Source organism: Caenimonas aquaedulcis (assembly GCF_015831345.1).
In the GTDB taxonomy this organism is placed as follows: domain Bacteria; phylum Pseudomonadota; class Gammaproteobacteria; order Burkholderiales; family Burkholderiaceae_C; genus Ramlibacter; species Ramlibacter aquaedulcis.
Genome location: NZ_JADWYS010000001.1, coordinates 462,631 through 478,920 on the forward strand (window position 1 = coordinate 462,631; position 16,290 = coordinate 478,920).

General features: G+C 67.0%; 14 protein-coding genes. 12 read left to right on the forward strand and 2 right to left on the reverse strand.

The window, feature by feature from the left end; genetic code table 11:
- Positions 1–131 precede the first annotated feature (131 nt).
- From I5803_RS02085 to I5803_RS02105, 5 genes are read left to right on the forward strand one after another with little or no spacing between them, the layout of a single operon-like run.
- Positions 132–3,002 carry a 2-oxoglutarate dehydrogenase E1 component gene (locus I5803_RS02085; RefSeq protein WP_196984765.1) on the forward strand — a complete coding sequence of 957 codons (2,871 nt, stop codon included), beginning with the start codon at positions 132–134 and terminating at the stop codon, positions 3,000–3,002.
- Positions 3,003–3,032: 30 nt separating this feature from the next.
- Positions 3,033–4,301, forward strand: coding sequence for a 2-oxoglutarate dehydrogenase complex dihydrolipoyllysine-residue succinyltransferase (odhB, locus tag I5803_RS02090; RefSeq protein WP_196984766.1), 1,269 nt, complete (start codon positions 3,033–3,035; stop codon positions 4,299–4,301).
- A gap of 11 nt (positions 4,302–4,312) precedes the next feature.
- Positions 4,313–5,731, forward strand: a complete 1,419-nt coding sequence (gene lpdA / locus I5803_RS02095; protein ID WP_196984767.1) for a dihydrolipoyl dehydrogenase — start codon at positions 4,313–4,315, stop codon at positions 5,729–5,731.
- 16 nt (positions 5,732–5,747) lie between these two features.
- Complete coding sequence (zapE, locus tag I5803_RS02100) at positions 5,748–6,845, forward strand: cell division protein ZapE (RefSeq protein ID WP_196984768.1); 1,098 nt, start codon at positions 5,748–5,750, stop codon at positions 6,843–6,845.
- Positions 6,842–7,471 (forward strand): hypothetical protein, encoded by a 630-nt coding sequence (locus I5803_RS02105; protein WP_196984769.1) that lies wholly within the window; start codon positions 6,842–6,844, stop codon positions 7,469–7,471. Before zapE ends, I5803_RS02105 begins: the two co-directional genes overlap by 4 nt.
- Positions 7,472–7,477: 6 nt before the next feature.
- On the opposite strand, the gene I5803_RS02110 is transcribed toward I5803_RS02105, so the two are convergent.
- Positions 7,478–8,239 (reverse strand): PP2C family protein-serine/threonine phosphatase, encoded by a 762-nt coding sequence (locus I5803_RS02110; RefSeq protein ID WP_196984770.1) that lies wholly within the window; start codon positions 8,237–8,239, stop codon positions 7,478–7,480.
- Between the two features lie 108 nt (positions 8,240–8,347).
- On the opposite strand from I5803_RS02110, the gene I5803_RS02115 reads away from it, so the two are divergent.
- On the forward strand, positions 8,348–8,551 hold the full coding sequence (locus I5803_RS02115; RefSeq protein WP_196988432.1) for a YdcH family protein: 204 nt from the start codon (positions 8,348–8,350) through the stop codon (positions 8,549–8,551).
- Complete coding sequence (yoaA, locus tag I5803_RS02120; RefSeq protein WP_196984771.1) at positions 8,551–10,569, forward strand: DNA repair helicase YoaA; 2,019 nt, start codon at positions 8,551–8,553, stop codon at positions 10,567–10,569. Before I5803_RS02115 ends, yoaA begins: the two co-directional genes overlap by 1 nt.
- Here the strand turns inward: yoaA and I5803_RS02125 are convergent.
- Entirely contained in the window at positions 10,532–11,335 is an 804-nt protein-coding gene (locus I5803_RS02125) for an outer membrane protein assembly factor BamD (RefSeq protein ID WP_196984772.1), read from the reverse strand. The two genes, yoaA and I5803_RS02125, sit on opposite strands and share 38 nt — an antisense overlap.
- A gap of 54 nt (positions 11,336–11,389) precedes the next feature.
- Between I5803_RS02125 and I5803_RS02130 the strand changes: the two genes are divergently transcribed.
- From I5803_RS02130 to rlmN, 5 genes are all read left to right on the forward strand, one after another.
- Positions 11,390–12,388 carry an RluA family pseudouridine synthase gene (locus tag I5803_RS02130; protein WP_196984773.1) on the forward strand — a complete coding sequence of 333 codons (999 nt, stop codon included), beginning with the start codon at positions 11,390–11,392 and terminating at the stop codon, positions 12,386–12,388.
- Between the two features lie 88 nt (positions 12,389–12,476).
- Complete coding sequence (gene scpB, locus I5803_RS02135) at positions 12,477–13,196, forward strand: SMC-Scp complex subunit ScpB (RefSeq protein WP_196984774.1); 720 nt, start codon at positions 12,477–12,479, stop codon at positions 13,194–13,196.
- Positions 13,197–13,198: 2 nt separating this feature from the next.
- Positions 13,199–14,596: a pseudouridine synthase gene (locus I5803_RS02140; protein ID WP_196984775.1), complete on the forward strand. Its 1,398-nt coding sequence runs from the start codon at positions 13,199–13,201 to the stop codon at positions 14,594–14,596.
- 99 nt (positions 14,597–14,695) lie between these two features.
- The gene (gene ndk, locus I5803_RS02145) at positions 14,696–15,121 is read left to right on the forward strand and encodes a nucleoside-diphosphate kinase (protein WP_196984776.1); all 426 of its coding nucleotides are present in this window, start codon (positions 14,696–14,698) and stop codon (positions 15,119–15,121) included.
- 19 nt (positions 15,122–15,140) lie between these two features.
- Entirely contained in the window at positions 15,141–16,289 is a 1,149-nt protein-coding gene (rlmN, locus tag I5803_RS02150; protein ID WP_196984777.1) for a dual-specificity RNA methyltransferase RlmN, read from the forward strand.
- The last annotated feature ends 1 nt before the right edge of the window (position 16,290 follow it).

The window sequence follows — 16,290 nt, forward strand, 5'->3', positions numbered from 1 at the left end:
CACAATTGAGCCCGCAACAAAGGCCTTCCCCAACCCAGGCACCGTCGCATCCGCCAACCGGTCCAGCCGTGTCGCGGAAGGTTTCCCAACCAGCTAATGCCTCCTGAAGGGGGGCGGAAAGTAGCGCAAACATGAGCGATCCCGGCACCGTCTACACGGCTTACCAGGGCAATTCCTATCTCTTCGGCGGCAATGCGCCGTATGTCGAGGAGATGTACGAAAACTACCTCGCCAACCCCGGCAGCGTCCCCGACACCTGGCGCGAGTATTTCGACGCCCTCCAGCACGTTCCGGCCGTCGACGGCAGCAATGCCAAGGACGTCCCGCACCTGCCGGTCGTCAATGCCTTCGCCGAGCGCGCGAAGCAGGGCGGCACGCAGGTCGTCATCGCCGGCGGTGCGGACCTCGAAACCGCCCGCAAGCGCACGGCCGTGCAGCAGCTCATCGCGGCTTACCGCAACGTGGGCGTGCGCTGGGCCGACCTCGATCCGCTCAAGCGCGCCGAGCGCGAGAAGATTCCCGAGCTGGAGCCGTCCTTCTACGGCTTCTCCGACGCCGACCAGGAAGTGGTGTTCAACACCAGCAACACCTTCTTCGGCAAGGAATCGATGTCGCTGCGCGAGCTCATCAACGCGCTGCGCGAAACCTACTGCGGCACCATCGGCGCCGAGTACATGTACATCAGCGACCAGACGCACAAGCGCTGGTGGCAGCAGCGGCTGGAGTCGATCCGCAGCAAGGCGAATTTCACGGCCGAGCAGAAGCGCCACATCCTGGATCGCATCACGGCGGCCGAGGGGCTCGAGCGCTTCCTGCACACCAAGTACGTCGGCCAGAAGCGCTTCTCGCTCGAGGGCGGCGAGAGCTTCATCGCCTCCATGGACGAGCTCATCCAGCAGGCCGGCGCGAAGGGCGTGCAGGAAATCGTGATCGGCATGGCGCACCGCGGCCGCCTGAACGTGCTCGTCAACACCATGGGCAAGATGCCCGCGGACTTGTTCGCCGAGTTCGACCACACGGCCAAGGAAGACCTGCCCGCCGGCGACGTGAAGTACCACCAGGGCTTCAGCTCCGACATGACGACGCCCGGCGGCCCGGTCCACCTGTCGCTCGCGTTCAACCCCTCGCACCTGGAAATCGTGAACCCGGTGGTCGAAGGCTCGGTGCGCGCCCGCATGGACCGCCGCGCCGACCCCAAGGGCAAGCAGGTGCTGCCCGTGCAGGTGCACGGCGACGCCGCCTTCGCGGGCCAGGGCGTGGTGATGGAGACGCTGGCGCTCGCCGAGACGCGCGGCTACTTCACCGGCGGCACGGTGCACATCGTCATCAACAACCAGATCGGCTTCACCACCTCCGACCCGCGCGACAGCCGCTCCACGCTGTACTGCACGGACGTCGTCAAGATGATCGAGGCGCCGGTGCTGCACGTGAACGGGGACGACCCGGAAGCCGTGGTGCTCGCGACGCAGCTCGCGCTCGACTACCGCATGGAATTCGCCAAGGACGTGGTGGTGGACATCGTCTGCTTCCGCAAGCTCGGCCACAACGAGCAGGACACCCCGTCGCTCACCCAGCCGCTGATGTACAAGAAGATCGCGGCGCACCCTGGCACGCGCAAGCTGTACGCCGACAAGCTCGCGGCGCAGGGCCTGGGCGACACGCTCGGCGACGACATGGTGAAGTCCTACCGCGCGGCGATGGACGACGGCAAGCACACGGTCGACCCCGTGCTGACGAATTTCAAGAGCAAGTACGCGGTGGACTGGAGCCCGTACCTCAACCGCAAGTGGACGGATGCCGCGGACTCCGCGATCCCGACGGCCGAGTGGAAGCGCCTGGCCGAGAAGATCACCGCCGTGCCCGCCGACTTCACGCCGCATCCGCTCGTGAAGAAGGTGCTGGACGACCGCGCCGCGATGGGCCGCGGCGAGGTCAATGTGGACTGGGGCATGGGCGAGCACATGGCGTTCGCGTCGCTCGTGGCGAGCGGCTATCCGGTGCGCCTTTCGGGCGAAGATTGCGGCCGCGGCACGTTCACGCACCGCCACGCGGTGCTACACGACCAGAAGCGCGAGAAATTCGATGAGGGCACCTACACCCCGCTGTGCAACGTCGCCGAGAACCAGGCGCCGTTCGTCGTCATCGACTCCATCCTGTCGGAAGAGGCGGTGCTGGGCTTCGAATACGGCTACGCGTCCAACGACCCGAACACGCTGGTGATCTGGGAGGCGCAGTTCGGCGATTTCGCCAACGGGGCGCAGGTGGTCATCGACCAGTTCATCGCTTCCGGCGAAGTGAAGTGGGGCCGCGTCAACGGAATCACGCTGATGCTGCCGCACGGCTACGAAGGGCAGGGCCCGGAGCACAGCTCGGCGCGCCTCGAGCGCTTCATGCAGCTGTCGGCCGACACCAACATGCAGGTCGTGCAGCCCACGACCGCCAGCCAGATCTTCCACGTGCTGCGCCGCCAGATGATCCGCCCGCTGCGCAAGCCGCTGGTGATCATGACCCCGAAGTCGCTGCTGCGGAACAAGGACGCGACCTCGCCCCTGTCCGAATTCACCAAGGGCGGTTTCCAGACCGTGATCCCGGAGAACAAGGACCTGAAGAACGACAAGGTCAAGCGCGTGGTCCTGTGCTCCGGCAAGGTCTACTACGACCTCGCCAAGAAGCGCGAGGAGAAGGGGCTGGACGACGTCGCGATCCTGCGCATCGAGCAGCTCTATCCGTTCCCGCACAAGGTGTTCGCGGCCGAGCTCAAGAAGTACCCCAACGCGACCGACATCGTCTGGACGCAGGACGAGCCGCAGAACCAGGGCGCCTGGTTCCACATCCAGCACAACATCCACGAGAACATGCTCGATGGCCAGAAGCTGGGCTATTCCGGCCGCGCGGCTTCCGCTTCCCCGGCGGTGGGCTACTCGCACCTTCACCAGGAACAGCAAAAGGCGCTGGTCGACGGCGCATTCGCGAAGCTGAAGGGCTTCGTCCTCACGAAGTAAAACGACAGCTCTCCCCAAGGAAAAACTCAAATGTCTCTCGTCGAAGTCAAAGTGCCCCAGCTGTCGGAGTCGGTGGCCGAAGCCACGCTGCTGCAATGGAAGAAGAAGCCCGGTGAAGCCGTGGCCCTGGATGAAATCCTGATCGAGATCGAAACCGACAAGGTGGTGCTCGAAGTGCCGGCGCCCGCCGCCGGCGTGCTGTCCGAGATCGTGCAGGCCGATGGCGCGACCGTCGCCGCCGAACAGGTCATCGCGAAGATCGACACCGAAGGCAAGGCCGCCGCGAGCGCGCCCGCCGTGGCTCCTGCTGCCGCGCCCGCAGCGCCGGCGCAGGCCCCTGCGTCCGCCGCTGCCGCGACGGGCGGGTCGAAGGCCGGCGTCGCCATGCCCGCGGCCGCCAAGATCATGGCCGACAACAACCTCGCGACGGGCTCCGTGCCCGGCACCGGCAAGGATGGCCGCGTGACCAAGGGCGACGTGCTCGGCGCCGTCGCCGGCGGCGCGAAGCCCGCCGTGGCGCCCGTGGCCGCGCCGACCGGCGTGCCGAAGACGGCGCTGCCGCAGGTCAATGCGCCGACGCCCGCGCCCGATCTCGGCCAGCGCCCCGAGCAGCGCGTGCCGATGAGCCGCCTGCGCGCGCGCGTCGCCGAGCGCCTGCTGCAGTCGCAATCGTCCAACGCGATCCTCACCACGTTCAACGAAGTGAACATGGCACCCGTGATGGAGATGCGCAAGCGCTTCCAGGAGAAGTTCGAGAAGGAGCACGGCGTCAAGATCGGCTTCATGTCCTTCTTCGTGAAGGCAGCGGTGCATGCGCTCAAGAAGTATCCGGTGCTCAACGCGTCGGTCGACGGCAACGACATCGTCTACCACGGTTACTTCGACATCGGCATCGCCGTCGGTTCGCCGCGTGGCCTGGTCGTGCCCATCCTGCGCAACGCCGACCAAATGAGCTTTGCGGACATCGAAAAGAAGATCGCCGAATACGGCGCGAAGGCGCGCGACGGCAAGCTGGGCATCGAGGAGATGACCGGCGGCACGTTCTCGATCTCCAATGGCGGCGTGTTCGGCTCGATGCTGTCGACGCCCATCATCAACCCGCCGCAATCCGCGATCCTCGGCGTGCATGCCACGAAGGACCGCGCGGTGGTGGAGAACGGCCAGGTCGTGGTTCGCCCGATCAACTACCTCGCGATGTCGTACGACCACCGCATCATCGACGGCCGCGAAGCCGTGCTGGGCCTGGTCGCGATGAAGGAAGCGCTGGAAGACCCGGCTCGACTTCTCTTCGACATCTGAGGAGCGCGAAGATGTCCAAGAACTTCGACGTCATCGTCATCGGCGGCGGCCCCGGCGGCTACATCGCGGCCATCCGCGCTGCGCAACTGGGCTTCAACACGGCCTGCATCGACGAGTGGAAGAACGCCGCAGGCGGCCCGGCGCCCGGTGGCACCTGCACGAACGTGGGCTGCATCCCGTCCAAGGCGCTGCTGCAGTCGTCCGAACATTTCGAGCACGCCGGCAAGCACTTCGCCGACCATGGCATCCAGGTCAAGGGCCTCGACCTCGACCTCGCGAAGATGCTGTCCCGCAAGGACACGGTCGTGAAGCAGAACAACGACGGCATCCTGTTTCTCTTCAAGAAGAACAAGGTCTCGTTCTTCCACGGCCGCGGCTCCTTCGCGAAGGCGGCCGACGGCGGCTACGAGATCAAGGTCGGCGAGGAGTCGCTCGTCGGCAAGCACATCATCGTCGCCACGGGCTCGAATGCGCGCGCCTTGCCCGGCACGCCCTTCGATGAAGAGAACATCCTCTCGAACGACGGCGCGCTGCGTATCCAGGGCGTGCCGAAGAAGCTGGGGCTGATCGGCTCCGGCGTCATCGGACTGGAGATGGGTTCCGTGTGGCGCCGCCTAGGTGCGGAAGTGACCGTGCTCGAGGCGCTGCCGACTTTCCTCGGCGCCGTGGACGAACAGATCGCGCGCGAAGCCAAGAAGGCGTTCGACAAGCAGGGCCTGAAGATCGAGCTCGGCGTCAAGGTCGGCGAGATCAAGTCCGGCAAGAAAGGCGTGTCGGTCGCCTGGACGAATGCGAAGGGCGAGGCCCAGACGCTCGAAGTCGACAAGCTGATCGTGTCGATCGGCCGCGTGCCGAACACGATCGGCCTGAACGCCGAAGGCGTGGGCCTGAAGCTCGACGAGCGCGGCGCGATCGTCGTCGACGGGGACTGCAAGACGAACCTGCCCAATGTGTGGGCGGTCGGGGACGTCGTGCGAGGCCCGATGCTCGCGCACAAGGCGGAAGAAGAGGGCGTCGCGGTGGCCGAGCGCATCGCGGGCCAGCACGGGCACGTCAACTTCAATACCATCCCCTGGGTGATCTATACCAGCCCCGAGATCGCATGGGTCGGCCAGACCGAGCAGCAGCTCAAGGCCGCCGGCGTGAAGTACAAGGCGGGTACCTTTCCCTTCATGGCGAACGGCCGCGCGCGCGCGCTGGGCGACACGACGGGCATGGTGAAGTTCCTGGCGGATGCCACGACGGACGAAATCCTGGGCGTTCACATCGTCGGCCCGATGGCGAGCGAGCTGATTTCGGAAGCCGTCGTGGCGATGGAGTTCCGGGCGTCGGCCGAAGACATCGCGCGCATCTGCCACGCGCACCCGTCGCTGTCCGAGGCGACCAAGGAAGCGGCGTTGGCCGTCGACAAGCGGACCTTGAACTTCTGACGCTCCTTGCACGCAGATGAGCGTCAAGGAGCAGTACGACAAGGAGCTGGCGCAGCGCGGTTACGTGAGTGACCCCGCGCAGCTGCGCGCCGTCGCGGCCCTGGACCGCTGCGCGTCCGAGTGGGCGCAATACAAGGAGCAGCGCTCCAACGTCTTCAAGAAGCTCATCAACCGACCCGACATCCCGCGCGGCGTGTACATGTACGGCGGGGTGGGGCGCGGCAAGAGCTTCCTCATGGACTGCTTCTTCACGGCTGTGCCCGTCGTGCGCAAGACACGCCTTCACTTTCACGAGTTCATGCGCGAAGTGCACCGCGAACTCGGGGAACTCCAGGGCACCGTGAACCCGCTGGATGCGCTGGGCGAGCGTATTGCCAAGCGCTACCGGTTGATCTGCTTCGACGAGTTCCACGTCGCGGACATCACCGACGCGATGATCCTGCATCGCCTGCTCGACGCGCTTTTCGACAACGGCGTGGGCTTCGTCACGACCTCGAACTTCAAGCCCGACGACCTCTATCCGAACGGCCTGCATCGCGACCGCCTGCTGCCCGCGATCGACCTGCTCAACGAGAAGCTGGAAGTCATCAGCGTGGACAACGGCGTCGACTATCGCGGGCGCATGATGGAGCAGGTGCAGCTCTACCATACGCCGCTCGGCCCCGAGGCGGACAAGGCGATGGACGAAGCCTTCACGCAACTCGCCGAATCCCGCGACGAAGACCCGGTGCTTCACATCGAAGCGCGCGAAATCCGCGCGCGGCGCAAGGCAGGCGGCGTCGTGTGGTTCGATTTCCGCACGCTGTGCGGCGGCCCGCGCTCGCAGAACGACTACCTGGAGATCGCGACGCAGTTCCACACCGTGCTGCTGTCCGACGTGCCGCACATGCCCGTGCGCATGGCGTCCGAGGCGCGACGCTTCACCTGGCTCGTGGACGTGCTGTACGACCGGCGCGTGAAGCTGATCATGTCGGCTGCCGTGCCGCCGGATGCGTTGTACACCGAGGGCCCCCTGGCCCACGAATTTCCCCGCACCATTTCGCGCCTGCACGAAATGCAATCCGCCGAGTTCCTGGCCCTGGAGCACCGCACCGTGGATACGCGCCTCACATGAAAAAGCTGGTCCTGCTCGCGACGCTCTGCTGCGCTGTCGCCGCGGCGGCGCAGGAAGACGCCGAAGTCACGGCACACCGTGCGCGGATCGCCGCCGATCGGTCGAAGGCCGAGGCCGAATTCGTCCAGCAGGAGAAGGCCTGTTACGGCAAGTTCGCCGTGAACGATTGCCTGAAGGAGGCCCGCGCGAAGCGGCGCGTGGTCATCGCGGACCTGCGCCGGCAGGAGATTTCCCTCAACGATTCGATCCGCAGGCGCCGCGGCGCCGAGCGGCAGCGCGAGAACGATGAACGCGCCGAGCTGGAAAGGCAACGCAAGGACCCGGCGGAGCGGGCGAAGGCGGCGCAGGCCCAGCGTGAAAAGGAAGTGCGTGGCGCCGGGAAAGCTGCCGAGCATCAGGACCGCGCCGCGGCTGCGGAAGCGCGGGCGTCGCAGGCGCGCGATGCGCAGCGCCGCAAGGAGGCGGATATGGCGCAGGCGCGTGCCCGGCTCGAGCAGGATGCCGCCGACAACAAGGCGCGTCGATTGAAGGCGGAGGCGGATGCCAGGGAGCGCAAGGCTGCGCTGGAAAAGCGGATCGCCGCCCGCAAGAAGCCCCCGGCGAGTTCCCTGCCCGTGCCGCCCTGACCGGGCTCAGGCCTCGAGCGGTTCCAGCTTGACGATCACCAGCGAGAGGTTGTCGCCGCCGCCCCGGCCGCGCGAACGCGCCTTCTCGATCAGGAATTCCGTGGCCTCGCGCGGCGACAGCGACGACAGCACCGAACCCAGCTCGCTCGGGCTGAAGTAGTGCCACACGCCGTCGCTGCAGGCCATGAGCACGTCGCCCGGCTTGAGCTGGGGAATGAAGTGGTGCGTCGCCGGCGGATCGTCCTCGGCGCCCAGGCAACCCATCAGGATGTTGGATTGGGGGTGCACGTTGGCTTCTTCCTCGGTGAGCTCGCCGCGTTCCACCAGCGTCTGCACATAGGAATGATCCATAGTGCGCGACACCAGGCGGCCGCTGTGGAAGTGGTAGATGCGCGAATCGCCGGCATGCACCCAGTGGCAGTCGCCGCCGGGGTTGATCAGGTAGGCGGCGACGGTGCTGTGCGGCTCCTGTTCGGAGGAAATGGCTGTCAGCTTGATGACGATATGCGCTTCGTGGACGATCTGCGTGAGCAGCGAGGGTGCGTCGTCGTGATCGGGCGAGTAGCGTTCGAACAGCTGCTTGGCTGTCATCATCACTTGGTCGGAGGCCTTGCGGCCGCCGCTGCGGCCGCCCATGCCGTCGGCGACGATGCCGAGCACGCAGCCCGGCTGGCGCGGATGACTGAGCAGCCCGACCTGGTCTTGCTGGTATTCGCGGTCACCCTTGTGGATGCCGGTGGATGCGGTGAGTCGGTATCCCTTGGACATGTCTTGCTGGTTCGATGCCCCATTATCTATGGTGCGCCGGATCATTCCCTGCGAAAATCGCATTATCGAACGAACCCGGCCGTGGCGGCCGCCGCGCCCCCAGATTCCTTGGATTCCAACCTTCACTCCCCCGACCGGCGCCTGATCGAACTGCGGATGGAACATGCCGACCTCGACGCGATGATCGACCGCGCCTCCCAGGAAAGCCCGGTCGACGAGCTCATGATGCGGCGGCTGAAAAAGCGCCGCCTGGCCCTGCGGGACCTGATCGCCCGCCTCGAACTGGCCAACGACCCCAAAGAACCCGCCTGATGCCCCTGCACGATCCGGTTCGCGAAGCCTTCGCCGAGGGCGGTGTGCTGTCGCGCGCCGCCGAACATTTCCTTCCCCGCCCGGGACAGACCGACATGGCCATGGCCGTGGCGAGGACCATCGAGTCGGGCGGGGCGCTGGTGGTCGAGGCCGGCACGGGCGTCGGCAAGACTTTTTCCTATCTTGTGCCGGCGCTGCTGAGCGGCGAGCGCGTCCTGCTGTCCACCGCGACGAAGACGCTGCAGGACCAGCTTTTCGGCCGCGACCTGCCGAAGCTGGTGCAGGCGCTGGGCCTGCCGGTGCGCACCGCGCTGCTCAAGGGGCGCGGCAGTTACCTCTGCCTGCATCGCATGGAGCAGGCGCGGCAGGATTCGACCCTGCCCGATCGAAGTGCGGTCCGCGTGCTCGCGAAGATCGAGGAGTGGTCGCAGTCGACGCGCACGGGCGACCTCGCGGAACTCCCCGGCCTGGACGAACGCTCGGCGGTGATCCCGCTCGTCACCTCGACGCGCGAGAACTGCCTGGGCTCGCAGTGCCCGAAGTTTCGCGCCTGCCACGTCAATCTCGCGCGGCGCGAAGCGCTCGCGGCCGACGTCGTCGTGATCAACCACCACCTGTTCTTCGCGGATCTCGCGGTGCGCGAATCCGGCATGGCGGAGCTGCTGCCCACGGTGCGTGTCGCGATCTTCGACGAGGCTCACCAGTTGAACGAGACGGGGGTGCAGTTCCTCGGCACGCAGCTCACGACGGGCCAGCTGCTGGATTTCAGCCGCGACATGCTGGCGGCGGGCCTGCAACTGGCGCGCGGCCTGGTCGACTGGCAGCAGGTGGCCGGCACCCTGGAGCGGAGCGCGCGCGACCTGCGTCTCGTCGTCGGCCGCACGGCGCCCGGCGCCCGCCTGCGATGGGTGGCGCAGGCGCCGGCGGACGTTGATCCCGATGCGTGGGAAGCCGCGCTTTCGGATGTCCGCGAGGCTTGCGCCGGGGCCGCCGAAGCGCTTGCCACCGTCAGTGAAATCGCACCGGACTTTGCCCGCCTGATCGAGCGCGCGGACATCCTCGGCACGCGCGCGCAAGCCTTCTGCGAACCCTGCGAAGCCGGCTCCGTCCGTTGGGTCGACGCCGGTGCGCAGCTGCGCCTGGTCGAGTCCCCGCTGGACATCGCAAAGGCGGTCCGCGAGAAGCTCCTTCGCAGCAGCGGCGATGAATCATCGAAGAAGTCCTGGATCTTCACTTCGGCCACGCTGGGCGACGATTCGCGGCTCTCGTGGTTTACCGAACCGTGCGGTCTCGAGTCGGCGGAGGTCTTGCAGGTGGAGAGCCCGTTCGACTACCCGGCGCAGGCCGCGGTGTATGTCCCACGGCATCTCGCCAAGCCCGGCGACCCGGCACACAGCGGGCAGGTGGCGGCGCTCGCGGCGCAAGCGGTCCGGCAGCTGGGTGGAGGCACGATGGTGCTGACCACGACACTGCGAGCGCTGCGCACCATTGGCGAGGAACTGCAGCGGCAGTTCGACGCCGCTTCGGGCATCGAAGTGCTGGTGCAGGGTCAGTGGCCCAAGCGGCGGCTCATCGACCGGTTCCGCGAAGGCGCGTCGCAAGGCAAGCCGGGCTGCCTGCTCGTGGCGTCGGCATCGTTCTGGGAAGGCGTGGACGTCCCCGGCGATGCGCTGCAGCTAGTGATCATCGACAAGCTGCCGTTCCCGCCGCCGGGCGACCCGCTGGTGGAGGCGCGTTCGCAGCGGCTCGAATCGCAGGGCCGCAGTCCCTTCAACGATTACTTCATTCCGGAGGCGGCGGTCGCGCTGAAGCAGGGAGCCGGGCGCCTGATCCGCCGCGAGACGGACCAGGGCGTGCTCGTGGTATGCGACACGCGTCTGGCGACGATGGGCTACGGAAGGCGGCTGATGGCGGCGCTGCCGCCGATGCGCGTGCTCAAGGGCGACGACGAATTCCTGGAGGTGCTGGATGGCCTGGCGGCTACCAGAATTTCCACCACGGATCCTGCCTGGACTTGAAGCCCCGGGTCAGGTATTCGCTCTTCGGAAAGCTTCGCTCCATCACGCGGCGCGTGTCGTCCCGCAGGGACGTCATGCCGAGCTCGTCGTACGAGCGCATGAGGATGAAGAGCGCTTCCTCGATGGCAGGGACTTCCTTGTAGTCGGTGACCGCGCTTTGCGCCCGGTTGATCGCGGCCACGTAGGCGCCGCGGCTGTAGTAGTAGCGCGCGACGTGCACTTCATACTGTGCGAGCGAGTTGACGATGTAGGTCATGCGCGCGCGCGAATCCGGCGCGTAGCGCGAATCCGGGAAGCGCGTCACGAGTTCCTTGAAGGACTCGAACGATTCCTTGGCTGCTTTCTGGTCGCGCTCCGACAGGTCCTGCCGCGCGAGGAAATTGAAGGCGCCGAGGTTGTCGTTGAAGTTGACGATGCCCTTCAGGTACAGGGCGTAGTCGATCGCCGGGCTGGCCGGATGCAGCTTCATGAAGCGGTCGAGCGTGGCGAGCGCCGACGCCTGGTCGTTGCTCTTGTATTGCGCGTAAGCTTTTTCGAGCTGAGCCTGCTGGGCCAGCGGCGTGCCGGCCGCGCGGCCTTCGAGCTTTTCGAACAGCGGGACGGCCTTGTCGTAGGCGCCGTTGTTCGCCTCGTCGCGCGCTTCGGAGTAGAGCTTGTTGGGGCTCCAGTTTTCCGTCTTGTCGTCGGAGGTCGATGAACACGCTGCCAGCAGTGCGGTGATGCAGAGGGCCGCCGCGTGGACGACCGATAATTTGCCTCGGAGCATGTAACTCGACTTTCTTGGAAACAGGGCCAATTCATTATATCGACCGACCTCCACATGACCGACACCAGCGCGGTCACTGAAGACTTCGCCGACGCGGGACCCGACGTCGAAGCGCGGGCGTTCGTCATCGACGCGGCGCATCACGGCGGTCGGCTCGACCGCGCGCTCGCGGACTTCGCACCCGAGTTTTCGCGGAGCTACCTGCAGCAATTGATCGAGGCGGGCGCCGTCACGATCGGGCAGGAGCGCGCTTCGCGTTCCTCCCGCAAGGTGAAGGCGGGAGAGGCAGGCACGCTCGAGCTGCGTCCGACGCCGCAGAGCCAGGCTTTCCGGCCGGAGGCCATGCCGCTGGACGTCGTGCACGAGGACGAGCACCTGCTCGTGGTGAACAAGCCGCCGGGCCTCGTCGTGCATCCCGCGCCCGGCAACTGGAGCGGCACCTTGCTCAACGGATTGCTGGCCCGCGACCCGGGTGCCGCGATGCTGCCGCGCGCCGGCATCGTTCATCGCCTGGACAAGGACACGTCGGGTCTCATGGTGGTCGCGCGCACGCGGGTCGCAATGGATGCGCTGGTGCGCATGATCGCGGCGCGCGAGGTCTCGCGCGAATACGCCGCCCTCGCGCACCGGCCCTGGAGCGGCGGCGCCACCCGCCATGTGGATGCGCCGATCGGGCGCGATCCCCGCAACCGTTTGCGCATGGCCGTCGTCGAAGGCGGCAAGCCCGCGTCCACCACCTTTCGCCTGCTGCAGGATGCCGAGGCGGGCTGCTGGGTTCACGCGACATTGGGCACGGGCCGCACGCACCAGATCCGCGTGCACATGGCCCACATCGGCCACGCGCTGGTGGCCGACGAGGTCTACGGCGGCGCGCCAGCGGCGGGGATGGCGCGTCAGGCGCTGCACGCCTGGCGGCTCGCATTCGCGCATCCCGTCACGGGGGTGCCGCTGGATTTCCGCGCGGAGTTGCCCGACGACCTGTGCGGGGCGCTCGCGGCCTGGGGCCTGCGCTACAATCGCCTCGAATGGCTCACGAGCCACGCCCCCGGCTAGCCTGGGTGGCACGCGCACTTTTTCCAGCGCCCCCTGTTCAGCCTTTGATTTGCGCGCCGCTGGCGCCTTTTCCCGGAACGGCAAGACCATGAATACGACGGATGCGAAGCGCGTCCTCGAAACCGCCCTGATTTGCTCGCAGCAGCCGATGCCGGTTCGCGAGTTGCGTGTCCTGTTCGACGACGAACTCGCCGCCGACACCATCAAGGCGTTACTCGCGGACCTCCAAAACGACTGGGCGCAGCGCGGCGTGGAGCTCGTGCATGTCGCCAGCGGCTGGCGCTTCCAGAGCCGCCCGCAGATGCGCGAATACCTGGACCGGCTGCACCCGGAAAAGCCCCCCAAGTACACGCGCGCCGTGCTCGAGACGTTGGCGATCATCGCGTACCGGCAGCCCGTGACGCGCGGCGACATGGAAGACATCCGCGGCGTGACCATCAACGCGCTGATCCTCAAGCAGCTCGAGGATCGCGGCTGGATCGAGGTCATCGGGCACCGCGAAACCGTCGGGCGGCCCGCGCTCTTCGCGACCACCCGGCAATTCCTGGACGACCTCGGCATCGAATCGCTGGACCAGTTGCCGGTCCTCGACGGCCCCGCGCAGCAGGCGAACCTGCTCGCGTCGCTGGCGATGGACGGCGAAGCCGAACTCGCGCTGCAAGCCCCCACCGAATCGGCGCCCGAAGTCCCGACCGGAGAGGCCGTCGAGGCCCCCCAGGCCCCCGAGGCCGAATCCCTTGAGGCCCCGAATACGGGGCAGGCCGGCGATGGCGCCGCCGATGACACGCCCGAAGCCGTCGAAAGTTGAACATGAACGAACCCCTGCCGGGCGGTCCCGCCCCCTCTGCCGACGACATGCGTGAGGAGGACGATTCGCGCGACCGGGAAGACGAACTCTGGGACGAGGCCGATGACGACGGCGAGGGCGAGGCGCGCGGCGAAGGTTCCGCCGAGCCGTCCGAACCCACCGTGCCGATCAGCTTCCAGGACGTCATCTCCGGCCAGTTCGACAAGGAAGTCGAAAGTCCGGACGTCACCCTGCCCAAGCGCGTCCTGCTGCCGCAGGCCGAAACGCCCAAGCTTCACAAGGTGCTCGCGCAGGCGGGACTGGGGTCCCGCCTCGAGATGGAACAGCTCATCATGGAAGGGCGCATCTCGGTCAACAACGAGCCCGCTCACATCGGGCAGCGCATCCAGTTCGGCGACCAGGTCAAGGTCAACGGCAAGCCCATCCGTTTTCGCATCGCACCGCCGCCGGCGCGCGTCATCGCATACCACAAGCCGGTGGGCGAGGTGGTCACGCATGACGACCCGCAGAACCGCCCGACCGTCTTTCGCAAGCTGCCCCGCCTGGTGCAGGGCAAATGGCAATCCGTGGGCCGGCTCGACCTGAATACCGAAGGCCTGCTGCTCTTCACGAGCTCCGGGGAGCTCGCCAACAAGCTGATGCACCCGCGCTTCGGCCTCGAGCGTGAGTACGCCGTGCGCGTGCTGGGCGCGCTCAGCAACGAAGAGAAGCAGCGCCTGCTCGACGGGGTCGAGCTCGAGGACGGCCGGGCGCAGTTCGGCTCCATCGAGGACGGCGGCGGCGAAGGTGCGAACACCTGGTACCGCGTCACGATTTCGGAAGGGCGCAATCGCGAGGTGCGGCGCCTCTTCGAAGCGCTGGGCCATGCGGTGAGCCGCCTCATCCGTATCCGCTATGGCGCGATGCTTCTGCCGCGGGGCCTCAAGCGCGGCGCGTTCATGGAGCTCGACGAACACGACATTCGCGCCTTGCTGCATGCCGCTGGCGCGGGCGAATCCCGTCGCGCGCCGCAAGGCGAAGGCGGGGACGGCGAGCGGGGCGACGGCGCAAAGGGAGGACGGAACCGGCGCCGCGGCAACCGTAACGGCGGCCCCCGCGGGAATAATCGCGACGGTGGTGGGCAAGGGCGAGGCCAGGGCCAGCCATTCCAGGGCGCGGGCGGCGGTGGCGGGCAAGGGCAGCAACGCCGCAAGGACCGCGGAGGCGACCGCCAGGGCGGCGGGGCGGCCCAGCCGGACCCGATGAAGACGTCTTTCGGTTACATCGGCGCCGACAGCTTCACCCGGCAGCGCCAGGGAGGCGGGCAGGGCCCCGGCGGCCCGCGGCGTGGAGGCGGCGGCGGGGGCGGCGGTGGGGGCGGGGGCGGCCAGCGCCGGGGCGGCGGGGGCCGGGGCCGTTGAGGCCATGCGCCTGTCACGCCCGCGGGTTAAAATAGCGGGCTTTGCCGAACTTTCGCGACGCGGCGAGAACTTAACTTCATCAGCTCAGGAAAAAATCAAATGGCCATCGAACGCACCCTCTCCATCATCAAGCCCGACGCCGTGGCGAAAAACGTCATCGGCCAGATCCTCGCGCGTTTCGAGGCCGCCGGCCTGAAGATCATCGCCGCCCGCATGGCGCACCTGTCGCGTGGCGAAGCCGAGCAGTTCTACGCCGTGCACAAGGAGCGTCCCTTCTTCAAGGACCTGGTGGAGTTCATGATTTCCGGCCCCGTGATGATCCAGGTGCTGGAAGGCGAGGGCGCCATCCTGAAGAACCGCGACCTGATGGGCGCGACCGACCCGAAGAAGGCCGCCGCGGGGACCATCCGCGCGGACTTCGCCGACAGCATCGATGCCAACGCGGTGCACGGCTCCGACGCGCCCGAAACCGCCAAGGGCGAGGTCGCGTTCTTCTTCCCCGGCATGAACGTGTATTCCCGCTAACCCCGGGATTGCCCATGCGATGACGGCCAACCTCCTCGACTTCGACCTCGAAGGTCTGGCCGCGTTTTGCGAAACCCTGGGTGAAAAGCGCTTCCGCGCCACCCAGCTGTTCCGCTGGATCCACCAGCGCGGCGCCCGCGATTTCGACGCGATGAGCGATCTCGCGAAGTCCCTGCGCGAAAAGCTCAAGACCACCGCCCGCATCGAAGGCCTCTCGGTCATCTCCCAGCAGGAATCGACCGACGGCACCATCAAATGGCTGTTCGATGTCGGCAATGGCGATGCCGTGGAAGCGGTGTTCATTCCCGAGGACGACCGCGGCACGCTCTGCGTGTCGTCGCAGGCGGGTTGCGCCGTCGGCTGCCGCTTCTGCTCCACCGGCCACCAGGGCTTTTCGCGCAACCTCACCACCGGCGAGATCGTCGCGCAGCTCTGGTTCGCGGAGCATTTCCTGCGCGCGCGCACGGGCGGCGCCGAACGCGTCATCTCCAACGTCGTGATGATGGGCATGGGCGAGCCGCTGCAGAACTATTCGGCCCTGGTGCCCGCCCTGCGCGTGATGCTCGACGACCATGGCTACGGCCTGTCGCGCCGGCGCGTGACGGTCTCCACGTCGGGCGTGGTGCCGATGATGGATCGGCTCGGGATCGACTGTCCCGTCGCCCTGGCTGTGTCGTTGCACGCACCGAACGACGCGCTGCGCGACAACCTCGTCCCTCTGAACAAGAAGTACCCGCTTGCCGAATTGCTCGACGCGTGCAACCGCTACCTCGTCCACGCGCCGCGCGACTTCATCACGTTCGAATATTGCATGCTCGATGGCGTGAACGACCAGCCCGAGCATGCGCGCCAGCTCGTCGAACTCCTGCGCTCCCATGGCGGGCAGGGCGTCTCCTGCAAGATCAACCTGATTCCCTTCAACCCGTTCCCGCAATCCGGCCTGACGCGTTCGCCCCACAAACAGGTGCTCGCATTCGCGAAATTGCTGAGCGATGCTGGTATCGTCACCACTGTGCGCAAGACACGGGGGGACGACATCGACGCAGCCTGCGGCCAGCTCGCCGGCGACGTCAAGGACCGCACCCGCGTCGACCAGCGGATGGCCCGCCAGCGCACGGTGATGCTCAAGCAGGTGCCGGCCCGGGCGGCTGGCGCGAAGGAGACCTGAA